The organism is Pseudomonas sp. H3_D04, from assembly GCF_054669175.1.
The window spans coordinates 5,715,927-5,736,648 of the sequence record NZ_CP162801.1 but is presented as its reverse complement, the minus strand read 5'-3'; the positions used below and the strand labels follow the sequence as shown (position 1 = coordinate 5,736,648).

Genomic DNA, 20,722 nt, shown 5'->3' with positions numbered 1-20,722 from the left:
GACGATGCCCTTATCCGATGTTCGACAGTTTCAGCAAATGACGCAGGTCGTTGAGCAGGTCCTTACCCTTCACCGTCGGGTCGTAGCGCAGCACCAGATTGCCGTGCGGGTCGATGATCCACAGTTGCGGTGCGGTTTTGCCTCCCGCTGTTTTGGTGAAAGTGGTCAGGTCCATTGGGTAGCGTTGCAGTTGCGGGTATTCGCGGGTCAGCTTGGCGTCGTAATCGGCCGCCAACGGTTGGGCCGCGGCCAGGGCGTGACTGGCACGCCCGGCATCGCGACCGAGGCCGATCTGGATCTGCCGCGCCAGATAAACCAGCTGCTGGCAGTCCACCGAACACTCCTTGGGCGCCGTGACCAGCAATTGCCAACGGTCCTCCTGCGCTTGCACGCCAAGGTCGGCGCGGGTCTGGCCGTTGCCGATCAGCTCGCCGTGATAACTGCGGCCTTCCGGCACCCAGAACTGCAACTTGTACATGCCCGTGGCGAGGATCATCGGACCGATCACCCCCAGCAGGATCAGCAATAACTGCAACCGGCCCTTGCGCCGACTCGCCGGCGTTTTCGCCTCAGACATGCTGGGTGGATTCATGGCCGCTCCCATGGTGTTTCTCCTTTGCGTTGTGCCAGCCGAGATAGAGATAAAGGCCGAACAGGGCGATCGACATGGCGAACCACTGCACGGCATAAGCGATATGTTTTTCCGGCCCCATGGCCACTACCGGCCAATCGGCCTGGTAGGACGCGGAGCCGGCTTCTGCGCGTAATTCGTAGGCAAAACCGTCACGGTCGAGCGCCGTCCACAGCTTGGCGGGTTCGACGGCAGTGATCAGTTGTGGCCAGGTGGTGGTGCTCGGGTCGGCGTGCAATTGGAAGGTGGCGCCGGGGGAGACGTAGACCCAGGCATCCAGGCTCAGGGCCTGAGTCGGTGTCGTGAACTGCGGCGGGGTACGCCGATCCGGCCACGGCAGCCAGCCGCGATTGACCAGCAACCAGAGCCCGGTCGCCTGGTCCTGAAACGGTTGCAGCAGTTCGACGCCGACCTTGCCGTCGCGCTGGCGGTTATCCAGCAGCAGGCTGTGTGCGGCATCGAACTGGCCGTGAATTTGAACCCGGCGAAAGGCTGGATCCTCGGTGTGTAGCAGCTCGGTGCTGGCCATCGGTTCAGCCGTGCGGCGCTCGGCGTAGCTGTGCAGCAGCGCGCTTTTCTCCGCGCCCCGGCTCAATTGCCAGAACCCCAGTGACACCAGCATGGGCAATAGAAGTGCGACCACCAGGGTCGGCACGATGCCCGGCCGGAAGCGCTTCATGGCGTCGCCAGAAAGTCGCTGGTTGCGATAGCTATACTCAAGTGCATCGCCTTTCCCCCGGAGTCCCACCATGCTCAAAGCAGCCATCGTCCTGATGCTGATTGCCACGGTTGTCAGCCTGTTCAGCGGCCTGTTTTTTCTGGTCAAGGACGACAGCAGCTCGAACCGCCTCGTCATTGCCTTGAGTGTTCGTGTTGCCCTGGCCGCTATCACCGTCGGCTTGATTGCCTGGGGTTTTTTCAGCGGCCAGTTGGTTTCTAGTGCGCCTTGGTAAAGCCTCAGAGCACGTAGACGAAAACGAACAGCCCGATCCACACCACGTCCACGAAGTGCCAATACCAACTCGCCGCTTCAAACGCGAACTGGTGCTCGTTATCGAAGTGCCCACGCATGATCCGCATCAGCATCACAAACAGAATGATGGTGCCGATGGTCACGTGGGCGCCGTGGAACCCGGTGAGCATGAAGAACGTCGCGCCGTAGATGCCGGAACCCAGGGTCAGGCCCAGTTCGCGATAGGCGTGGATATATTCTTCGGCCTGAAAACCGAGGAACGCACAGCCGAGCAAGACAGTGATCGCCAGCCAGATTTTCAGCGCACCGCGATGGCCCTTTTTCAAAGCGTGGTGGGCGATGGTCACGGTGACGCTGGAGCTCACGAGCAATACGGTATTGAGCAGCGGCAGGCCCCAGGGGCTGATAACGTCCTTGGGTGCCGGGAAGAGTTTCGGATCCGGGTTGTTCAACAGCGGCCAAACGAACTCGAAGTTCGGCCACAGCATGTGCGCCAGGCCTTTCGCGCCTTCACCGCCGAGCGCCGGACCGGACACATGCCGCACATAAAACAGTGCACCGAAGAAGGCGATGAAGAACATCACCTCCGAAAAGATGAACCAGCTCATGCCCCAGCGGAACGAGCGGTCCATCTGGGCGCTGTACAACCCGCTGCGACTTTCCTTGATTACCGTGCCGAACCAGCCGAACAGCATGTAAGCCAAGAGCAGGCCGCCGACGAAAAAGATCAGCGGGCCGTGGGATTCCGGCCGCGCAGCCTTCAGGTCGTTGAACCAGGTGGCCAGGCCGAACACGGTGACAAACATGCCGACGGTGGCGATGATCGGCCATTTGCTCTGGGCCGGTACGTAATAGTGTTCATGAGTTGCCATTTATTGTTCTCCTTATCGGGCACGCTCAGCCGCCAGTGTTTACAGCTACCGGTGGATGTCGGGCGGTGATATCGAACAGCGTGTAGGACAGCGTCAGGTGCTTCACTTCCTTGGGCATGTCGCGGTCAACGATGAAACGTACCGGCATCTCGATCCGTTGACCGGGCTGCAGCACTTGCTGGGTAAAGCAGAAACATTCGGTCTTGTGGAAGTACGCTGCCGCGTTGCTGGGTGCGATGCTCGGCACTGCCTGGGCGCTCATCGGTTTGTCGGTCGGGTTGTGCGCGATAAAAATCATCTCGTTCACTGCCCCCGGGTTGGCCGTCAGTTCGTCACTTTTGGGATAGAAATCCCAGGACATGTCGGCGGAGTTGGTCGACAGGAACTGCACACGCACCTGTCGCGAAGTGTCGACCGTCTGCTCGCCCTCGTACTGCCCGGCGGTCTTGCCATTGATGCCGAACGCCTTGCACATCACGTCATAGATCGGCACCAGGGCAAACCCGAAGATAAACATCGCCACCACCACCAACAGCAGACGCGTGACCAGCTTCTTCATCGAAATCGAGTCAGCCATGGTTTCCAACCTCTTCGCCGAACCCTGTGGGAGCGAGCCTGCTCGCGAAGCAAACACCGCGGTTTAACAGGCAGACCGCGTCATCGTTCTTCGCGAGCAGGCTCGCTCCCACATAGGTTTGTGTGTTCATTTCACTTCCGGCGGCGTAGTGAAGGTGTGATACGGCGCTGGTGACGGAATGCTCCACTCCAGGCCTTCCGCGCCATCCCACGGTTTGGCGGGTGCTGGCGGGCCGCCGCGGATGGTCTTGATTACGATGAACAGGAAGAAGATCTGCGTGGCGCCGAACATGAACGCACCAATCGACGACACCATGTTGAAGTCGGCGAATTGCAGGTTGTAGTCCGGAATCCGCCGCGGCATGCCCGCCAGGCCCACGAAGTGCATCGGGAAGAACGCCATGTTCATGCCGATGAACGAGAGCCAGAAATGCAGCTTGCCGAGGGTTTCGTCGTACATGTGGCCGGTCCATTTCGGCAACCAATAGTAGGCCGACGCGAAGATCCCGAAGATCGCCCCCGGCACCAATACATAGTGGAAATGCGCGACCACGAAGTAGGTGTCCTGGTACTGGAAGTCCGCCGGGGCAATGGCAAGCATCAGCCCGGAGAAGCCGCCGATGGAGAACAGGATCACGAACGCCACCGCGAACAGCATCGGTGTCTCGAAGGTCAGCGAGCCTTGCCACATGGTGCTGGCCCAGTTGAACACTTTCACCCCGGTTGGCACCGCGATCAGCAGTGTGGCGTACATGAAGAACAACTCGCCCACCAGCGGAATGCCGACCACGAACATGTGGTGCGCCCAGACGATGAACGACAGGAACGCGATGCTCGCCGTGGCGTAGACCATCGAGGTGTAGCCAAACAGCGGCTTGCGCGAGAAGGTCGGGATGATCGAGCTGACGGCACCGAAGGCCGGCAGGATCATGATGTACACCTCGGGGTGACCGAAGAACCAGAACACATGCTGGAACAACACCGGATCACCGCCACCGGCGGCACTGAAGAAGCTGGTGCCGAAGTGGATGTCCATCAGCATCATCGTCACGCACCCGGCCAGCACCGGCATCACCGCGATCAGCAGGAAAGCGGTGATCAGCCACGTCCAGACGAACAGCGGCATCTTCATCAACGTCATGCCGGGGGCGCGCAGGTTGAGGATGGTGGCAATCACGTTGATCGCACCCATGATCGAACTGATCCCCATCAAGTGGATGGCGAAGATGAAGAACGTCACGCTTTCCGGTGCATAGGTCGTCGACAGCGGGGCGTAGAACGTCCAGCCGAAGTTCGGTCCGCCACCGGGGGTGAACAGGGTCGACACCAGCAGGATGAACGCCGCCGGCAACAGCCAGAAGCTGAAGTTGTTCATCCGTGGCAGGGCCATGTCGGGCGCGCCGATCATCAACGGGATCATCCAGTTGGCGAGGCCGACGAACGCCGGCATCACCGCACCGAACACCATGACCAGACCATGCATGGTCGTCATCTGGTTGAAGAATTCCGGCTGGACGATTTGCAGTCCCGGCTGGAACAGCTCGGCGCGAATCACCATCGCGAACGAGCCACCCAACAGGAACATGGAAAACGCAAACCACAGGTACAGCGTGCCGATGTCCTTGTGGTTGGTGGTCAGCACCCAACGCATCAGGCCTTTGGCGGGACCGTGGGCGTGATCGGCATGACCATGGTCATCGATGACGGCGCTCATGGCGTGTCTCCTGCAAACAGATGGGCTGGGCAGGCCGGGGCGTGCTGCCCCGACCGGTTCCTTGGTTGCGCAATAGAGCGGGTCATTTGCTTTCCGCCTGTTTCAGCTCCAGCACTTCTTTAGGAGTGACCATGTCGCCTTTTTTGTTGCCCCAGGCGTTACGTTCGTAGGTCACCACCGCCGCGATATCGACTTCCGAGAGCTGCTTGCCGAACGCCGCCATCGCGGTCCCCGGCTTGCCGTGGTAGACAATGCTCAGGTGACCTTCCTTCGGTCCGGTGGCGATTTTCGAGCCTTTGAGCGCCGGGAACATCGGCGGCAAGCCCTGACCTTCGGCCTGGTGACAGGCGACGCAGGCGGTGTGATAGACCTTGTCGCCGCGCTCCTTGAGCTCGTCGAGGGTCCATTCCTTGCTGGTCAGTTCTTTAAGCTGCAGGGATTCGGCCTTGCGTTCGGCCAGCCATTTTTCGTAATCGGCCTTTTCCTTGACCTCGACCACGATCGGCATGAAGCCATGGTCCTTGCCGCACAGTTCGGCGCACTGGCCACGATAGATGCCGGGCTTGTCGACGCGGGTCCAGGCTTCGTTGACGAACCCCGGAATCGCATCGCGCTTGACCGCGAAGGCCGGCACCCACCAGGAGTGGATAACGTCGGCGGACGTCACGAGGAAACGCACCTTGGCGCCAATCGGCAGCACTAAAGGCTTGTCGACCTCAAGCAAGTAATGCTCGCCCTTGGTTTCCTTGTTGTGGATCTGGTCGGCAGGGGTCGTCAGGTTGCTGAAGAATTCGACGTCCTGGCCCAGGTATTTGTAGTGCCACTTCCACTGATAGCCGGTGACCTGGATATCGATATCCGGCTCACTGGCGTCGTACATCTTGATCAGGGTTGCCGTCGCAGGAACCGCCATGGCCACCAGAATCAGGAAGGGCACGATGGTCCAGAGGATTTCGACGGTGGTGCTTTCATGAAATTTTGCGGCCACCTGCCCGGTGGAGCGGCGGTGGACCATCATCGACCAGAACATGGCGCCGAAGACGATGATGCCGATCACTACACAGATCCAGAAAATGGTCATGTGCAGGTCAAATACTGCGTGACTGATTTCAGTCGCTCCCGGCGCCATATTCACAGTCCAGGCGGCTTGCGCCTGGCTGAAAATCGACCACAACAGGAGGCCCATCCAGACGTGTGGATGTCGCATCATTGCGGGTTCCCCTTATCGTTCTTGTTATCCCGCCGGCTTTCACCTGCGGCAAGGGAGCGGCTTTTTCAGACTACGAAACTTGAATCGCCGAGCCTTGCTGCGTGTGCAGTCGGGCGTCATCAGCTAACTCCATTCCCACCCGAGTATAGACAGCGACTGCTACCTCGCAACGTGATGGCGTAAATGATCTGAAACAGCTGGGACTTGCGTTCAAGGTCACGAATGGAGAAGGATGCAGACGAGTGGTGGCAAATCGATATAACGGAGGCGTCTCAAGGATGAAACAATTATGACAAATGCGTCTTAGCATTTTTCATAAGCCAGCTAAGTTATGTCTTCCCTATTTCATTGCCTTTGTTTCCTGGAGTTTTCATGAACACCGCCGCATTGCGCGAGCAGATCCAAAAAGCCCAACAACACGAGGCCGAGACCGGCCTGCTGACTCGTCAGCTTGAAACTCAATTGCCACACCTTCACTCCGCCATCCAATTGCCGGATGCCGACGCCAACGGCGTGATGACGCGTTTTGTGGCCGCGTACATAGAGCAAGTGCCGGACCTGCTGGACGCAGCCAATGAAGTCGCCAGGGAAGCGGGTATCGAATCACAGATCAAGCCGGTGCTGACAATCGCCGAGCAGTTCTTCCTCCAGCCACCGGCAATCATGGCCGGTCATGTCGGCCTGGACAGCCTGCTGGATGAAGCCTATCTGGCGCATCGGTTGGTGGAAGAGGTCAATGACCTGTACATCAAGCATTTTGGCCAGCCACTGATCCCCTTGGACATGACGGTCGCCAACCTGATTGCTCACCAACTGATCGGCGAGGATTTTGCCAACCAACTGGATGAGGCGGTGCATCACGCTGTGGATGAGATGCTCAATGAAGACAGTTTCGCGCTGGAGTCCGTGGAGGCCTACCGCGAAAAACTCAACAGCCCGGACACCGGCGCCGCCTGGAAGCGCTGGCCGTGCCTGTCGCGCCAGCTGGGCGTAGGGCTGGAGCTGGATCAGCCGGCGGCTTGATTCTTTAGAATCAGCACCGTCCCCTGTGGGAGCGAGCCTGCTCGCGATTGCGATATGTCATTCAACATTTATGTCGATTGATACACCGCCTTCGCGAGCAGGCTCGCTCCCACATTGATTACTTCTATGCCGTAGAGCCCACTCCGGAGGTGGTTCGTAAACGCCCCTCCAACCGACGCTTCAACCCCCGCGCTTCAATAATCAGCTTCGACCCCTTGGCCGCATTGGCCCGACCCCATTCCTCAAGCAACTCCAGACACGAGTGATCGATGTAGCTCAGGTTATTGAGCGGCACATGCACCGTCGCGCCTGGGGGAATGGTCCCCAGCACCTGGGTCAGCGCCGGCACCTTGAGAAAGGTTGCGGCCCCCGTCAGTCGTAACTCCATCTCACCGTCGGCCGGCAGGTCGATCAGGCTGATTTTCAACCGCGAGGCCTTCCAGGCCAGTTTGGCCAGGGTCAACCCGAAGCCGATCAGCACGCCGGTCAACAGGTCGGTGAAGATGATTGCCAGCGCTGTCGCGGCGTAGGTGAACATCGGCATCCGGCCATAACGGCCCAGGCCGCGAAAGGCCTTGAGGTCGACCAGTTTGAAACCGGTATACACCAGCACACCCGCCAGGCTTGCCACCGGAATGCTTTGCAGCACGCTGGACAGCAACAACACGAAAGCCAGCAACCACAGACCGTGGAAGATCGCCGACATTCGCGTGGTGGCGCCAGCCTGGACGTTGGCAGAACTGCGCACGATCACGCCGGTCATGGGCAGCGCGCCAAGCAGGCCGCAGAGCATGTTGCCGACGCCCTGTGCCGACAACTCCCGATCGAAATCGGAGCGCTGGCCGCTGTGCATGCGATCCACCGCCGCTGCGGAGAGCAGGGTCTCGGCGCTGGCGATGAAGGCCACGGCGAAAGCGGCGATCAATAACGTCGGGTCGGCCAGATTGAGCAAGTCGGCAGGCTTCAGCCAGTCGATGGCTTCTGCCAGGTTGGCCGGGACTTCCACGCGTTTGACCTGCAAGGCGAGCATCAGGCTGGCCACCGTCGCCAGACCTACGCCAAGCAGCGCGCCGGGTATGAAGCGAAGGGAGTGCGGACGGAATTTTTCCCACAGCCACATCACCGCAATCGTCGACAGGCCAAGCAACCCAGCCTGCCAGCCGAGGGAAGGCAAGGCCTGGATCACGGCCGCCGGGAAGGCTGCAAGGTTATCCAGCCCCGAAGGCTTGGGCACGGCGTCCAGCATCACATGCACTTGCGACAACACGATCAGCACGCCAATCCCGGCGAGCATGCCGTACACCACCGCTGGCGCCGTAACCCGAAACCAGCAACCCAGCTTGAAGCGCCCGGCCATCAGTTGCAGAAAACCCGCCAACAGCAGGATGGGACCGAGCATGGCAACACCATGCTGGCGCACCAGTTCAAAAACCAGCACCGCCAGACCCGCCGCCGGGCCGCTGACTTGCAGAGGCGAACCTGCAAGCCAACCGACGACCAGTCCACCGATGATCCCGGTGATCAAACCCTTGGCCGGCGGCAGGCCCGAGGCGATGGCGATGCCCATGCACAAGGGCAGGGCGACCAGAAACACAACCACGGACGCCAGCAGCTCCCGTGGCAGAACAGCTTTGAGTTGAGCAGCACGCATGGTGACTCTCCCGAAGTTTTCTTCAGGCGTGGCAAAGCCAGGCTGCTTGATCAGCAACCTCGGCTAAACCACACCTGGGAGGATTTAGAAGCGCGCTTTGGGCGTCGCCACGGGGATCGGATGGCTGCCATCAAGCGGCAGGAAACACCCTTTGTCCGCGTCGTAAGCTCTGATTTCGCTGGTTTCGATGTTGTAGATCCAGCCATGGATAAACAGCTGACCGTTAGCCATGCGCGAGGCGACCGAAGGGTGCGTGCGCAAATGCTGAAGCTGGGCGATCACGTTTTCTTCGGTGAGGACATGCATGCTTTCGCTTTCGTCAGCGCAATGGCAGTTTTCCTGGACCATCGATTTCGCCACTTCGGCATGACGCAGCCAGGCTTTGACCGTGGGCATTTTTTCCAGGCTTTGCGGGTTGAGCACGGCGCGCATCGCGCCACAGTCGGAGTGCCCGCAAATGATGATGTGCTGTACGCCGAGGGCCAGGACCGCGTATTCGATGGCCGTGGAAACACCGCCGTTCATCTGCCCATAAGGCGGCACAACGTTGCCGACGTTACGGGTCACGAACAGGTCGCCGGGGGCGCTTTGGGTGATCAGTTCAGGAACGATGCGCGAATCGGCGCAGGCGATAAACATCGCTCGAGGGCTCTGAGCCGTGGCGAGTTTTTTGAAGAGTTCTTCCTGCTGGGGAAAAACTTCGTGATGAAAATGCAAAAAGCCGTCAACGATATGCTTCAGCGCTGCATCGGCGGTTTCCGCCTCGGGTTGGGCTGAAGCCGACGCAGCCAACGGCTGTTTATCCTTGTCACTCATGATTCATCCTCTTTGGCGGAGTCAGGGAATTTTCCCGTTTTGTCCGGTGTGAAGCCAGTGGCTGTTTAAAAAACATCCAGGCCGAAGATCTCGACCCGTCAGTCACTCGATGAACAAGGTATCTGTCGAAACTTAACTCAAACTGAATCAAGCGCTCTAGGACGTGTGTTCCAGGTCACAAAAAACGTGACCAGCCTAATGGCCAAGTGCTTTTCCTCCTACTCAACCATAGGCCAATTGTCCTCAAATCAACGACATCTGGCGACCTGGCGGACAGAAGGCGTCGCAGTCCAGGTTAAAACCTTCGCGATGATTGAGCCCCAACCGTTTGATCGATTTGGCAAAGCGTTGCGCCAACAGATCTGCAAACGGCCCCTCTCCGCGCATTCGGGCTCCGAACCGACTGTCGTAGAGCTCCCCGCCACGGCTCTGGCGGATCAGGCTCAACACATGAGCGGCACGCTGCGGATAGTGGGCGGCCAGCCATTCTTCGAACAACGGCGCCACTTCCAGCGGCAGCCGCAACATCATATAGGCGGCGCTCTGGGCACCGGCAGCATGGGCTTCGGTGAGCAGGCTTTCGAGTTCGCTGTCGTTGATCATCGGAATCATCGGCGAACACAGCACGCCCACCGGTATCCCGGCTTCGCGCATGACCCGGATGGCGCGTAGCCGGGCCTTGGGCGCAGCCGCGCGCGGTTCGAGGATGCGTTTGAGTTCATCGTCGAGGGTGGTGAGGCTGATCATCACCGCCACCAGCCGTTGCTCGGCGAGTTCGGCCAGCAGGTCCAGGTCCCGAAGAATCAGCGAGCCCTTTGTAATGATGGTCACCGGATGCCGGTACCGCAGTAGCACTTCAAGGGTCTTACGGGTGATTTTGTGTTCGCGCTCGATCGGCTGGTAGGGATCGGTGTTGGAGCCCAGATTGATCGGCGCGCATTGATAGCCGCGCTTGGACAGCTGTTCTTCCAGCACATCGGCGGCGTTGGTCTTGGCGATCAGTTTGGTTTCGAAATCGAGCCCGGGTGACATGTCCCAATAGGCATGGCTGGGGCGCGCGTAGCAGTAGATGCAACCGTGCTCGCAGCCGCGGTAAGGGTTGATCGAGCGGTCGAAGGGCAAGTCCGGGGAATTGTTGCGGGTGATGATGGTTTTCGCCGTTTCGATGCGCACTTGTGTGCCCTGCGTGACGGGCGCTTCCTGATACCAGCCGTCATCCTCGGCCACCGAGCGATTCGGCGCGATGCGGTTGTGCGGGTTGGTGGCGGTGCCGCGGCCGCGAGGGGGAATAGGAATGGCCATTTGAGCTCCTGCTAGCTGTATAAATACACAGTATTAGAAGCAACAAGATTTGCCTAGCTCCGTTCGGCGTGTTCTCCAAGGTAGAGGGGACTGGTTGTGTATATACCTGTCATGTTTGACAGTAGACGGGGCAAGAAATACATCCTATGAATAACAAGGCACCGATATCTGGCCGCTGTTTCACGTTTACGTCATAGGAGATTTGGTTATGGAGACGAGTAAAGGGATATTGTTGACGGTACTCGACGTTAATAAAGACGGAGTTCAAGAGGTCAAAATAGAATTTGTTACTCGGGAAACTGACTTCGATCTGGGCTCCGGGAATTTTAGCGACACTATCGTTAATTCATATGCGGTTTTGGTTTCTAAGAAAAATGGCTCGACAACATTAAATAAGGCTTCCGTGCATGGCGATATTGACCAAGATGGAGATATTGATATGGAGGATGAGCAACTGCTTTTTGATCTTGCAAACACAGTCATTAAATTCAAGGCGAGTAGCGGAAATTGAAGGCGCTGAACAGTACTGGATATACAGCCACCTGTCATGTATGACAGTAGACAGCTTGTGAGTGGGCGGCCTACTTTGGGTTGGAGGATTCCAATTCAATGGAACCTCCCTCTCAATTGACTGACTCACGAGGTGTCATGATGGCCGTTAAAGAGATTCGCATTTCCATTGAAGATTTTAACAACGATAAAGTCCCAGAAGTCTTGCTCGAGTTCTATGATAAAAAGAAGGAGCTCGAGTTTTCAACTTCCGTTTCGGCGTCAAAAAAGAAAGGTGTTTACGATAAGGTTGACGTTAAAGGTGACGCCGATGGTGATGGGGATTTCGATCCCGCCGATGATAAAAAATTCATCCGCCTTGCGGCTGCCGCCGCTGAAATGTTGAAGTAAGTATTGGTGAGGCCGTACGGAATGCTCCCTACGGCCTATTTAGTTTTGGATTTGTTGGAGTATTGATGGGTTCTATCAAATATTTGCAATCATGAGAAACACATCGCAAGTGGCGCAATTATAAACTTCATTAGTAGTATTCGTTTTACGCGAAATTGTCGTGTTTAAAACATTAAAAGGATTTAATGAATGTCGAATTACAATCAGCGCGGTATCTTTCTTCAGCTGTTGCCCGCCTCTATCGTTAGTCCAAAAGAAGTTCGGGTTTCCATGCAGTTTGCGTTAAAGGAGGAAGGTTATGACCCGGAAAACCGCACGAGCACTTACTCCCTGCTGGACTCCAGCACCCGCGAGGCTGTATCGAATGACGGCGGCGTGACCTTCACCATGGGCGCCGCTCGTTCTGATGTGGACGGTGATGGTGACATCGACGCGCAAGACAAGGCCGTTCTGCTGGCCCTGGCGAAAGCTTATTCGAAAATCACTAATCCTTGAGTGCTACTGAACGCAGGCTTGTATAAAAACTGCATGAGTATGTCTTTGAACTAAGCACTTATAAGCGGTGCGAAAATTTCCGTGCCGCTTCTGTGTTATTGAATTGTGTAGGTCGCGCGATGAAAGCAGGATGAACTGTTCGATTCACAATTCTTTGACGGTTGACTCACGGGCCTTTGACCGTTCAGGGCCGAAGCTGTGAGTCATCTATCCACTTCTTCACACACGGTCGTCCGAGCATGTCCTTAACGCGCCTCTTTCCTGTGACGCTCCTGTTGTCGCTGGCCGCACTTTTCAACCTGACGGTGGCCTTCGCTGACGACAGCGCATCGCCCCGCCCGGCGGAATGGGCTCAATCGGTAGAGGCGCAATACAACCTCTACCAAATGACCCCGACGCTTTACCGCAGCGCTTTGCCCGACAGCGGCGCCGTATCGCTGCTGAAGAAACTCAACGTCGCGACCGTCATCAATTTTCTGCCCGAGTCGGATTCAAGCTGGTTGTCCACGCCGGACATTACTCAGGTGCAGCTGCCCTATCGCACCAATCACGTGGATGACGCCCAGGTGCTCAAGGCCCTTCGTGCCATCCAGACCGCCGAATCCCACGGCCCGGTGCTCATGCATTGCAAACATGGTTCGGACCGCACCGGCCTGATGGCGGCGATTTATCGGGTGGTGGTGCAAGGCTGGAGCAAGGAAGACGCCCTGAACGAGATGACCCAAGGCGGCTTTGGTGACAGCACCCATTTCAAGGACGGTGTGCGTTACATGATGCAGGCCGATGCCGACAAGCTTCGGACCGCGCTCGCCAACGGCGATTGCAGCACCAGTCCGTTTGCGGCCTGTTCCATGAAGAGTTGGTTCCAGTCCGCCCACGTCGAATAAGCATCAGTTCAGTGGGCAGCGGCTGCTGGACGGCGTTGCGAAAAAGCTGTCGGCGATCGGTTGTCCGAGGAATTCTTCCAGGGCGACCAATAGCGATCGCGAATCCCCCGGCGAAAAAAAGGCTTCGCGAAAGGCCTTGCCGGTTTGCGGGTTGAATACCCACTCGCGTTGAAACCGTTTGAACACCTCGGTCGCCAGTACACCCGACCATTTGTAGGCGTAAACCGACGCTGCGTACCCGGTCACCAGGTAATCGAAGCTGTTGGCGAACCGACAGTAAGGCGGCAGTTGCAGGTGAGGGATCTCGCGCTGTACGTCGTCGAAGATCTGTTCAACGCTTCGGCCATCGCCTTGGCTGCGGTGCAATTCGAAGTCAAACAACGCGGACATTAACAGCTCTGCGGTTTGCCGGCTGGTCTGGGTCTGGATGGCTGCCAATGCGGCGTCGACTCGCGCTTCGGCCAGGCGCTCGCCGGTCTGGTGGTGAGCGGCCAGCCACAGCAGAAACTCCCCTGACAGGCACCAAAGCTCGAACAATTGCCCGGTGAACTCTGCCGAATCGCGTCCCAGCTGGGTGATACCGGACAGGCGATGGTGAGGCGAGCGGGTCAGAACGTGCTGCAGGCAATGGCCGAACTCATGGAACAAAACCCGCAGGTCCTTATGAGCGAGAAGGCAAGGATGCTCGGCAATTCCGGGCGTGAAGTTGCCATGAAGCACGGCGATCGGCAGCGTCAATCGACCTTCGGCGTTCACCCGTCGATTACGTGGCGTGGCGGTCCAGGCAAAGTCCGGCGCTTCGTCCCGATGAAAAGGGTCGAGGTAAATGTACCCGACGACCTGGCCATGCTCGCTGATTTCAAACAGACGCACGTTGTCATGCCAGCGACGGCACTCTTTCTGTTCGACGATCCGGATGCCAAACATGCGCTCGCTGAACAGGCAGAGCCGCTGCAAAGTCCCGTCCAGTGGAAAGTACGTTCGCAGGTTTTTCAGCGCCCCGCCGAGACGTTGCTGGCGCAATTGTTCGGCGAGAAACTCGTGGTCCCAAGGGGCAACTTCAGTCATGCCGCGCTCAAGCGCAATCGTCTTGAGTTCTTGTGCGTCCTTCTCGAGTTCCGGTGTTGCCTGCACGATTTGCCGCCGCAGGAAACCGGTGACTTGCTCGGTGGACTCGGCCATTTCCGTTACGAGGCTGAGTTGCGCAAAGTTCTCATACCCCAGCAACCTGGCTTTCTGATGACGCATGGACAACAGCAGCTCCAGCACCGGACCATTATCGAATTGCCGGTCGTGGGGGCCTTGATCGGAAGCCCGGGTGGAGTAAGCGACAAAGTATTCTTCGCGCAGGGATCGGTCTTCGGCATAGGCCATGACACGAGTGTAGGTGTCCTGGTCCAGACGCATCAGCCAGCCGTCGTGCCCTGCCTGTTGCGCGTTGACTGCCAGACGCTCCAGTGTCGCCGCAGACAAACCGCGCAACTGCGAGATGTCATCGATGCGCTTGCTCCAGGCTGCGCTGGCGCCTTCCAGGTTGGTCAGGAACAGGCTTTGCAGCACCCCGATGTCACGATTCAGCCGGGCCAGCGTCTGCTGTTGTTCGATGGGCAAGTCGATGCCGGACAAGCGAAACCGGCGCAGAATTTTGTTCAAAACCGCTTTGCGCGGTTCATCGTAATTCGCCGCAGCGGGACTTTGCGCCAGCCGCTGATAAGCCCGGAACAGTGCGTGATTACCCATCTTTTCAGATTTGTACTGCGCAGCGGCATCGCGGCAAGTCCCGCTGGCTGCGTCCCAGGCCTTACCCTCATGTTTCACCATTGAAAGGGTTTCGATGACGCCCATGGCCTCATCCAGGCGCGCATCGGTTTCATCAACGGCCAATACCAGATCATCCCAGTTCGGGGTCGTGGATTGGCTCGCGATAATCCCGGCAATGGCCTTGCGGTTGTCGGCAACAAGGGTGTCGATGGCATGCACCAGGTGCTCGGCGCGGATGTCCGGCCACGGCGGCAGGTCCCAGTGTTGTAGCAGCGGATTGTTATCAGGCATGGCGTCTTCCTTGAGTAGGGCTGAGGGATTCAGCCTAAGGAAGAAGCGCGGGGGAAGGGTGGTAAATAGATACCACCTTCCACCCGGTCAAAGGGTGGAAGGTGATGTTGACTCAATGGTGCTCGTCAGGCTTCTTCTTCAGCTTCGGGTTCGGGAAGAACTGCACCGCCTGAACCTTGGCGTCCGGCACCTTGAGCGCCGAAGTGTTGACCCGCGTGCCCAATTCCTTGGGCACCGACAGACCTTGTTCATTGAGCGTATCCGAATAACCGCAGGCCACGCATTCGCGATGCGGGACCTCGTCTTCGTTCCACATCATCAATTTGTCTGGCTCGCTACAGGCCGGGCAGACCGCCCCGGCGATAAAGCGTTTCTTCGTGATCACAGGCCCCTCGCTCATGCTGCCGCGTCCTCACTCAGGCCGCTATGGCGCAAGAGTGCGTCAATCGATGGCGCACGGCCACGGAAGTCGACGAACAGCACCATGGGTTCCTGCGAACCGCCACGCGCCAGAATCGCTTCGCGGAACGCACGACCTGTTTCGGTATTGAGCACGCCGTCTTCTTCGAACTTCGAGAAGGCGTCGGCCGACAGCACTTCAGCCCACTTGTAGCTGTAGTAACCCGCTGCGTAACCGCCGGCGAAGATGTGGGCGAAGCTGTTCGGGAAGCGGTTGTAGGCCGGTGGACGCATGACCGAGACCTCGTCACGCACACCTTCGAGTACTTGCAGCACGCTGCGACCGTCGCCGTGGGTGGCGTGCAGTTCGAAGTCGAACAGCGAGAACTCGAGTTGGCGCACCATCATCAGGCCGGACTGGAAGTTCTTCGCCGCGAGCATTTTCTCCAGAAGATCCTGAGGCAGCGGCTCGCCGGTTTCGTAGTGACCGGAGATCAGCGCCAGGCCTTCCGGCTCCCAGCACCAGTTTTCCATGAACTGACTTGGCAGCTCCACCGCATCCCAGGCCACGCCGTTGATGCCGGACACGCCGGCGTGTTCTACGCGGGTCAGCAGGTGATGCAGGCCGTGACCGAATTCGTGGAACAGGGTGGTCACTTCATCGTGGGTCAGCAGGGCCGGTTTGCCGCTGTCGGCTGGGGTGAAGTTGCACACCAGATTGGCCACCGGGCTTTGCAGCACGCCGCTGATGGTGCGGCGACGGTCACGGGCGCCGTCCATCCATGCACCGCCGCGTTTGTTGGCGCGGGCATAGAGGTCGAAGAAGAAGCGGCCGACGTGCTGGCCGTTTTCCTTGATTTCGAACAGGCGAACATCCGGGTGCCAGGCGTCGAAGCCTTTCAGCTCGGCGATCTCGATGCCGTACAGGCGCTGGACGATAGCGAACAGGCCGCCCAGCACTTTGTCGATCGGGAAGTAGGCGCGCAGTGCTTCCTGGGCAACGCTGTAACGTTGTTCGCGAAGCTTTTCGCCGTAGAAACCGCTGTCCCAGCTTTGCAGGTCCGGGCAGCCTTGTTCGGCGGCGTAGGCCTTGAGCTGTTCCAGGTCCTGGGCGGCGAACGGTTTGCTGCGTTTGGCCAGATCGCGCAGGAAGCTGAGGACCTGATCGCTGGATTCAGCCATTTTGGTGGCCAGGCTCAGTTCCGAGAAGCTGGCGAAGCCGAGCAGCTTGGCCAGTTCCTGACGCAGGTCGAGGATTTCTTCCATGACCGGGCCGTTATCGTTCTGACCGGCGTTCGGGCCTTGGTCCGACGCACGGGTGCAATAGGCGGCGTAGACTTCTTCGCGCAAGGCACGGTCCTGGGCGTAGGTCATCACCGCGTAATAGCTCGGGAATTCCAGGGTGATGAGGAAGCCATCCAGATCTTTGGCCTGGGCTGCGGCGGCCATTTGCGCCTTGGCCGAATCGGTGAGGCCGGCGAGGGCGGCTTCATCGGTCACGTGCTTGGTCCAGGCTTGAGTCGCGTCGAGCAGCTGGTTGGAGAAGCGGCTGCCCAGCTCCGACAATTTGCTTTGCACTTCGGCGTAGCGCTTCTGCTCGGCGTCCGGCAGATCGATACCCGACAGACGGAAGTCTCGCAGGGCGTGTTCCAGGATGGTTTTCTGCGCCACGTCGAAACCGGCGGCTTCCGGGCTGTTGGCCAAGGCTTCGAAGGCCTCGAACAGTTCACGGTTCTGGCCCAGCTCGGTGGAGTAGGCGCTCAAGGCCGGCAGGCAGGACTCGTAGGCTTCGCGCAATTCGGCGCTGTTGCACACGGCATTGAGGTGGCTGACCGGGCTCCAGGCGGCGCCCAGACGATCATTGAGTTCGTCCATCGCCAGCACCAGGCCGGCCCAGGTCGGTTGTTTGCCCTGGCTGTTGAGGATCTCGATAATGGCGGCACGGTTGTCAGCCAGGATCTGTTCAATGGCCGGTTGTACGTGTTCGGCCCGGATCGCCGAGAAGGGCGGCAGGTCGTAGGACTGCAAAAGAGGGTTGTTCACGCTCACGGTTGGCACCTTGGCTGGAAGAAACATGGGGCCATCTTAATTACAATCGACGCTCACCGCAGCTATCAGCAAAAGAGAGAGAGCCTATCGTGACCCTTCGCAAGTATCAGAACCACACGCCGCTACTGGGTAAAGGCGCTTTTGTCGACGGCTCGGCGGTGGTGATCGGCGACGTTGAAATCGGCGAAGACAGCTCTGTCTGGCCGCTGACGGTGATCCGTGGCGACATGCACCGCATCCGTATCGGTGCGCGCACCAGCGTTCAGGATGGCTGCGTGCTGCACATCACGCATGCCGGGCCGTTCAATCCCGATGGCTTTCCCTGCTTAATCGGAGACGACGTGACCATTGCCCATAAGGTCATGCTGCATGGCTGCAGTGTCGGCAACCGGATTCTGATCGGCATGGGCAGCATCGTCATGGATGGTGCGGTGATCGAGGACGATGTGATTGTCGGCGCTGGCAGTCTGGTGCCGCCGGGCAAGCGTCTGGAAAGCGGCTTCCTGTATGTGGGCAGCCCGGTGAAACAAATCCGCCCGCTGACGGACAAGGAAAATGCCTTTTTCACCTACAGCGCGGCGAACTACGTGAAGCTCAAGAATTTGCATCTGGCTGAAGGCTACGACCAGCTCTGACCCCGCGCCCCTATTCAGGATTCAACATGCATTACCAAACCGTTTTGTTTGATCTCGATGGGACCCTGACCGACCCGCGCGAGGGCATCACCCGTTCGATCCAGTTCGCCCTGAGCAAACTGGGGATCGATGAACCCGACCTGACCAAGCTCGAACACTTCATCGGCCCGCCGTTGTTGCAGGCGTTCATGCAGTTCTACGACTTCGACGAGCCCAAGGCTTGGGAAGCGGTGAATTTCTACCGCGAACGCTTCAAGGTCACAGGCCTGTACGAGAACCGTGTGTTCGACGGCGTCACACCGCTGCTGGAAACCCTCGGCGGGCAAGGGCGACAGTTGTTCATCGCAACCTCAAAGCCGTGGGTGTTCGCCCGGGAAATCGCCCGGCACTTCGACTTCGCCAGGCACTTCAAGGTGATTTACGGTAGCGAACTGGACGGGACACGCACCAACAAAGTCGAGTTGATTGCCTACCTGATGGCCGAAGAAGGCCTGGACCCGGCCAACACCCTGATGATCGGCGACCGCAAACACGACCTGATCGGCGCGCGCAGCAATGGGCTGGATGCGGTGGCGGTCGGTTATGGGTTTGGCAGCCGGGAAGAATTGAGCGCAGAAGCACCGGCCTATCACTTTGAGACGCTGGAAGAGATGCATCAGGCGTTTTTGCGGCGTTGATCAGTACGCCTTCGCGGGCAAGCCTCGCTCCTACAAAAGCAACATAGACCCCGTAGGAGCGAGGCTTGCCCGCGAAGAGGCCCGCCCAGATACATCCTGTGCAACAGTTACCACCCAAGTCCCTTCTAATCGTCCTAGGCTCAAAGTCTGAGGTCACGATCAAGGAGGATCATTAATGACAGAGCTAAAACATGCTCATCGATTGCGCACCGGCCGATATTCGGAGCCCGGACAGATTTACCTCCTGACAGCCGTCGTTTTGAACCGGCAACCGTTATTCCATGACTTCAAGAGTGGGCGACTGGTAGTCGATGCCCTGAAAACTGCTGAGCAGGAAGGGTTTGCGACGTCACTGGCCTGGGTCGTCATGCCCGATCATTTCCATTGGCTGATCGAGTTACAGAATATTCAGTTACCCAGTTTGATGGCTCGAACCAAATCACGCATCGCAGTAACGCTTAATCGCTCGGCAGGACGCCAAGGTCCGGTTTGGCAACATGGTTATCACGATCGCGCCATTCGTAAGGAAGAAGATCTACAGGCAGTTGCTCGCTACATCGTCGCCAATCCGTTGCGAGCTGGCTTGGTCGAGAGGGTAGGGGATTATCCGCTATGGGACGCGATCTGGTTGTGAGGTTGAAAACGCCTTCGCGGGCAAGCCTCGCTCCTACAAAAGCAACATAGACCCCGTAGGAGCGAGGCTTGCCCGAGAAGAGGCCCGCCCAGCCACCAGATTTTATGACCCCGTCAATGCCTTCAGCGCTACCTTGCGCTCAACCACTGGCAACGCACCAAGCTGCTCGACGGCGGCATAAAACTTCAGCCAGTCCCCACCCTCCTGCCTGTACAGCGCCGCAAACGCCGGCACCCATTGGTCATACAACCCAAACGGTAACAACCGGGCGTTGTTCATTGGCGCGTTGATCCACGCGTCATAGCGTTTATCCCCGGCCCATTGGCTATCGCGCAGCTGTCGATAGTCATGGCGCAGACGTTCGAATTCCGCCGCTTTGCGTTGGCGCATCTGGTCGGCGGGCAGTGGCAGGGCGTAGAGATTTTCAAGCCGCGTGCGCGTATCCAGAACCAATTGAATAAATTGGTCTCGATGCTGCGCCTGCGCGCCATTGTCCGCTGCCAGACCGCGTGATGCCCGCCATTGCCGGGTGCCTTCCTGCTCGACGAAGGTGGCGAAGGACTCGTTGAACTCGGTGTCGTCCTTCACATAAAAGCGCTGGTGCGCGAGCTCGTGAAAGATCAGCGTTGCCAGCCGCTCGTCGCCCCAACCCATCATTGAACTGAGAATCGGATCGTTGAACCAGCCGAGCGTCGAATAGGCCTCGACGCCGCCAATGGACACGTCCATACCTTTCAGGCGTTGCAAGGCCGCTTCGCCGCGGGCAGCACTCTGGCTGTAGTAACCGCGGTAGGCGACGCAACCGGCGATAGGGAAGCAATGGTTTTGTGCTGTCAGGGAAAATTCCGGCGTGGCAAAGACGTTCCAGACCACGAACGGCCGGCCAATGTCGGCGTACAGACGGTAGCTCTGGTTATCCGGCAGATGCAGCTGTTGGCTGGCGAATGTCCGGGCCTTTTGCGATTGGGTCAGGTGCGCACGCAGCATCGGATCGCGAGACGGATCGGCAAGCACCTGGGCCACCGGCTCCCTGGCCCGCAGCAATTGCAGCTGACCGCTGGCCAACTGGCTGTAATAGCTGACGCTGGCGCAGCCGCTGAGGAATAAAAGCAACATACCCGGAAACAAAATCCGCAAAACGCGATCAAGTAACCCAAGGCTTGGAAGCGGCCTGATCAAAATAAAATCATCCCTGGAAAGTCTGCCCGCAAGACTATCCCGCCTGA

At 58.5% G+C, this 20,722-nt stretch carries 22 protein-coding genes; 9 read left to right on the top strand and 13 right to left on the bottom strand.

Translation table 11 applies throughout. From position 1 onward, the window contains the following. Positions 1-10: 10 nt before the first annotated feature. Positions 11-604, bottom strand: coding sequence for a hypothetical protein (locus AB4N91_RS26355; RefSeq protein ID WP_042932974.1), 594 nt, complete (start codon positions 602-604; stop codon positions 11-13). Then, on the bottom strand, positions 570-1,310 hold the full coding sequence (locus AB4N91_RS26350) for an SURF1 family protein (RefSeq protein ID WP_460111898.1): 741 nt from the start codon (positions 1,308-1,310) through the stop codon (positions 570-572). The genes AB4N91_RS26355 and AB4N91_RS26350 overlap by 35 nt, the downstream gene beginning before the upstream one ends. A gap of 70 nt (positions 1,311-1,380) precedes the next feature. Here AB4N91_RS26350 and AB4N91_RS26345 point away from each other — a divergent pair, with 70 nt between their 5' ends. Further along, on the top strand, positions 1,381-1,584 hold the full coding sequence (locus AB4N91_RS26345; protein WP_010465658.1) for a twin transmembrane helix small protein: 204 nt from the start codon (positions 1,381-1,383) through the stop codon (positions 1,582-1,584). Positions 1,585-1,588: 4 nt separating this feature from the next. On the opposite strand, the gene AB4N91_RS26340 is transcribed toward AB4N91_RS26345, so the two are convergent. The 4 genes from AB4N91_RS26340 to coxB form a co-directional block, all read right to left on the bottom strand. Further along, on the bottom strand, positions 1,589-2,476 hold the full coding sequence (locus AB4N91_RS26340) for a cytochrome c oxidase subunit 3 (protein ID WP_010465659.1): 888 nt from the start codon (positions 2,474-2,476) through the stop codon (positions 1,589-1,591). A 25-nt stretch (positions 2,477-2,501) separates the two neighbouring features. After that, positions 2,502-3,053 carry a cytochrome c oxidase assembly protein gene (locus AB4N91_RS26335; RefSeq protein WP_010465661.1) on the bottom strand — a complete coding sequence of 184 codons (552 nt, stop codon included), beginning with the start codon at positions 3,051-3,053 and terminating at the stop codon, positions 2,502-2,504. Positions 3,054-3,179: 126 nt separating this feature from the next. Next, entirely contained in the window at positions 3,180-4,766 is a 1,587-nt protein-coding gene (gene ctaD / locus AB4N91_RS26330; protein ID WP_010465663.1) for a cytochrome c oxidase subunit I, read from the bottom strand. Positions 4,767-4,848: 82 nt separating this feature from the next. Continuing rightward, entirely contained in the window at positions 4,849-5,976 is a 1,128-nt protein-coding gene (gene coxB / locus AB4N91_RS26325) for a cytochrome c oxidase subunit II (RefSeq protein ID WP_460111897.1), read from the bottom strand. Positions 5,977-6,348: 372 nt separating this feature from the next. On the opposite strand from coxB, the gene AB4N91_RS26320 reads away from it, so the two are divergent. Then, entirely contained in the window at positions 6,349-6,999 is a 651-nt protein-coding gene (locus tag AB4N91_RS26320; RefSeq protein ID WP_010465667.1) for a hypothetical protein, read from the top strand. Between the two features lie 124 nt (positions 7,000-7,123). On the opposite strand, the gene AB4N91_RS26315 is transcribed toward AB4N91_RS26320, so the two are convergent. From AB4N91_RS26315 to AB4N91_RS26305, 3 genes are all read right to left on the bottom strand, one after another. After that, positions 7,124-8,650, bottom strand: coding sequence for a SulP family inorganic anion transporter (locus AB4N91_RS26315; RefSeq protein ID WP_010465670.1), 1,527 nt, complete (start codon positions 8,648-8,650; stop codon positions 7,124-7,126). Positions 8,651-8,734: 84 nt separating this feature from the next. Next, a complete protein-coding gene (locus AB4N91_RS26310) occupies positions 8,735-9,466 on the bottom strand; it encodes a carbonic anhydrase (RefSeq protein ID WP_010465672.1) in 732 nt (243 codons plus the stop codon). A 243-nt stretch (positions 9,467-9,709) separates the two neighbouring features. Continuing rightward, complete coding sequence (locus AB4N91_RS26305; RefSeq protein WP_460111896.1) at positions 9,710-10,768, bottom strand: PA0069 family radical SAM protein; 1,059 nt, start codon at positions 10,766-10,768, stop codon at positions 9,710-9,712. 208 nt (positions 10,769-10,976) lie between these two features. On the opposite strand from AB4N91_RS26305, the gene AB4N91_RS26300 reads away from it, so the two are divergent. The 4 genes from AB4N91_RS26300 (at position 10,977) to AB4N91_RS26285 (ending at position 13,050) form a co-directional block, all read left to right on the top strand. Beyond that, positions 10,977-11,279 (top strand): hypothetical protein, encoded by a 303-nt coding sequence (locus tag AB4N91_RS26300; RefSeq protein WP_154913652.1) that lies wholly within the window; start codon positions 10,977-10,979, stop codon positions 11,277-11,279. Between the two features lie 137 nt (positions 11,280-11,416). Continuing rightward, a complete protein-coding gene (locus AB4N91_RS26295; protein WP_102595197.1) occupies positions 11,417-11,668 on the top strand; it encodes a hypothetical protein in 252 nt (83 codons plus the stop codon). Positions 11,669-11,857: 189 nt separating this feature from the next. Next, on the top strand, positions 11,858-12,163 hold the full coding sequence (locus AB4N91_RS26290; protein ID WP_010465681.1) for a hypothetical protein: 306 nt from the start codon (positions 11,858-11,860) through the stop codon (positions 12,161-12,163). A gap of 239 nt (positions 12,164-12,402) precedes the next feature. Next, a complete protein-coding gene (locus AB4N91_RS26285) occupies positions 12,403-13,050 on the top strand; it encodes a phosphatase domain-containing protein (protein ID WP_154913650.1) in 648 nt (215 codons plus the stop codon). 3 nt (positions 13,051-13,053) lie between these two features. Here AB4N91_RS26285 and AB4N91_RS26280 read toward each other — a convergent pair whose 3' ends face one another. The 3 genes from AB4N91_RS26280 to prlC all read right to left on the bottom strand — a co-directional run bounded on the left by AB4N91_RS26280 (position 13,054) and on the right by prlC (position 17,577). Next, positions 13,054-15,102: a M3 family metallopeptidase gene (locus tag AB4N91_RS26280; RefSeq protein WP_460111895.1), complete on the bottom strand. Its 2,049-nt coding sequence runs from the start codon at positions 15,100-15,102 to the stop codon at positions 13,054-13,056. A gap of 112 nt (positions 15,103-15,214) precedes the next feature. Beyond that, positions 15,215-15,502: a YheV family putative zinc ribbon protein gene (locus AB4N91_RS26275; RefSeq protein WP_010465685.1), complete on the bottom strand. Its 288-nt coding sequence runs from the start codon at positions 15,500-15,502 to the stop codon at positions 15,215-15,217. Further along, entirely contained in the window at positions 15,499-17,577 is a 2,079-nt protein-coding gene (prlC, locus tag AB4N91_RS26270) for an oligopeptidase A (protein WP_191650654.1), read from the bottom strand. Before prlC ends, AB4N91_RS26275 begins: the two co-directional genes overlap by 4 nt. Positions 17,578-17,639: 62 nt before the next feature. On the opposite strand from prlC, the gene AB4N91_RS26265 reads away from it, so the two are divergent. The 3 genes from AB4N91_RS26265 (at position 17,640) to AB4N91_RS26255 (ending at position 19,496) form a co-directional block, all read left to right on the top strand. Continuing rightward, complete coding sequence (locus AB4N91_RS26265; RefSeq protein ID WP_010465689.1) at positions 17,640-18,185, top strand: gamma carbonic anhydrase family protein; 546 nt, start codon at positions 17,640-17,642, stop codon at positions 18,183-18,185. Positions 18,186-18,211: 26 nt separating this feature from the next. Further along, a complete protein-coding gene (locus AB4N91_RS26260) occupies positions 18,212-18,862 on the top strand; it encodes an HAD family hydrolase (protein ID WP_102595200.1) in 651 nt (216 codons plus the stop codon). 175 nt (positions 18,863-19,037) lie between these two features. After that, positions 19,038-19,496, top strand: a complete 459-nt coding sequence (locus tag AB4N91_RS26255) for an REP-associated tyrosine transposase (RefSeq protein ID WP_077748819.1) — start codon at positions 19,038-19,040, stop codon at positions 19,494-19,496. A 102-nt stretch (positions 19,497-19,598) separates the two neighbouring features. Here the strand turns inward: AB4N91_RS26255 and AB4N91_RS26250 are convergent, their stop codons facing one another. Continuing rightward, entirely contained in the window at positions 19,599-20,675 is a 1,077-nt protein-coding gene (locus tag AB4N91_RS26250) for an aminopeptidase (protein ID WP_154913644.1), read from the bottom strand. Positions 20,676-20,722 lie beyond the last annotated feature (47 nt).

Excerpts from the sequence above, each read along its gene's own strand:
- AB4N91_RS26355 (WP_042932974.1), bottom strand. The coding sequence starts at position 604 with ATGGGAGCGGCCATGAATCCACCCAGCATGTCTGAGGCGAAAACGCCG.
- AB4N91_RS26350 (WP_460111898.1), bottom strand. The coding sequence starts at position 1,310 with ATGAAGCGCTTCCGGCCGGGCATCGTGCCGACCCTGGTGGTCGCACTT.
- AB4N91_RS26345 (WP_010465658.1), top strand. The coding sequence starts at position 1,381 with ATGCTCAAAGCAGCCATCGTCCTGATGCTGATTGCCACGGTTGTCAGC.
- AB4N91_RS26340 (WP_010465659.1), bottom strand. The coding sequence starts at position 2,476 with ATGGCAACTCATGAACACTATTACGTACCGGCCCAGAGCAAATGGCCG.
- AB4N91_RS26335 (WP_010465661.1), bottom strand. The coding sequence starts at position 3,053 with ATGGCTGACTCGATTTCGATGAAGAAGCTGGTCACGCGTCTGCTGTTG.
- ctaD (WP_010465663.1), bottom strand. The coding sequence starts at position 4,766 with ATGAGCGCCGTCATCGATGACCATGGTCATGCCGATCACGCCCACGGT.
- coxB (WP_460111897.1), bottom strand. The coding sequence starts at position 5,976 with ATGATGCGACATCCACACGTCTGGATGGGCCTCCTGTTGTGGTCGATT.
- AB4N91_RS26320 (WP_010465667.1), top strand. The coding sequence starts at position 6,349 with ATGAACACCGCCGCATTGCGCGAGCAGATCCAAAAAGCCCAACAACAC.
- AB4N91_RS26315 (WP_010465670.1), bottom strand. The coding sequence starts at position 8,650 with ATGCGTGCTGCTCAACTCAAAGCTGTTCTGCCACGGGAGCTGCTGGCG.
- AB4N91_RS26310 (WP_010465672.1), bottom strand. The coding sequence starts at position 9,466 with ATGAGTGACAAGGATAAACAGCCGTTGGCTGCGTCGGCTTCAGCCCAA.
- AB4N91_RS26305 (WP_460111896.1), bottom strand. The coding sequence starts at position 10,768 with ATGGCCATTCCTATTCCCCCTCGCGGCCGCGGCACCGCCACCAACCCG.
- AB4N91_RS26300 (WP_154913652.1), top strand. The coding sequence starts at position 10,977 with ATGGAGACGAGTAAAGGGATATTGTTGACGGTACTCGACGTTAATAAA.
- AB4N91_RS26295 (WP_102595197.1), top strand. The coding sequence starts at position 11,417 with ATGATGGCCGTTAAAGAGATTCGCATTTCCATTGAAGATTTTAACAAC.
- AB4N91_RS26290 (WP_010465681.1), top strand. The coding sequence starts at position 11,858 with ATGTCGAATTACAATCAGCGCGGTATCTTTCTTCAGCTGTTGCCCGCC.
- AB4N91_RS26285 (WP_154913650.1), top strand. The coding sequence starts at position 12,403 with ATGTCCTTAACGCGCCTCTTTCCTGTGACGCTCCTGTTGTCGCTGGCC.
- AB4N91_RS26280 (WP_460111895.1), bottom strand. The coding sequence starts at position 15,102 with ATGCCTGATAACAATCCGCTGCTACAACACTGGGACCTGCCGCCGTGG.
- AB4N91_RS26275 (WP_010465685.1), bottom strand. The coding sequence starts at position 15,502 with ATGAGCGAGGGGCCTGTGATCACGAAGAAACGCTTTATCGCCGGGGCG.
- prlC (WP_191650654.1), bottom strand. The coding sequence starts at position 17,577 with ATGTTTCTTCCAGCCAAGGTGCCAACCGTGAGCGTGAACAACCCTCTT.
- AB4N91_RS26260 (WP_102595200.1), top strand. The coding sequence starts at position 18,212 with ATGCATTACCAAACCGTTTTGTTTGATCTCGATGGGACCCTGACCGAC.
- AB4N91_RS26255 (WP_077748819.1), top strand. The coding sequence starts at position 19,038 with ATGACAGAGCTAAAACATGCTCATCGATTGCGCACCGGCCGATATTCG.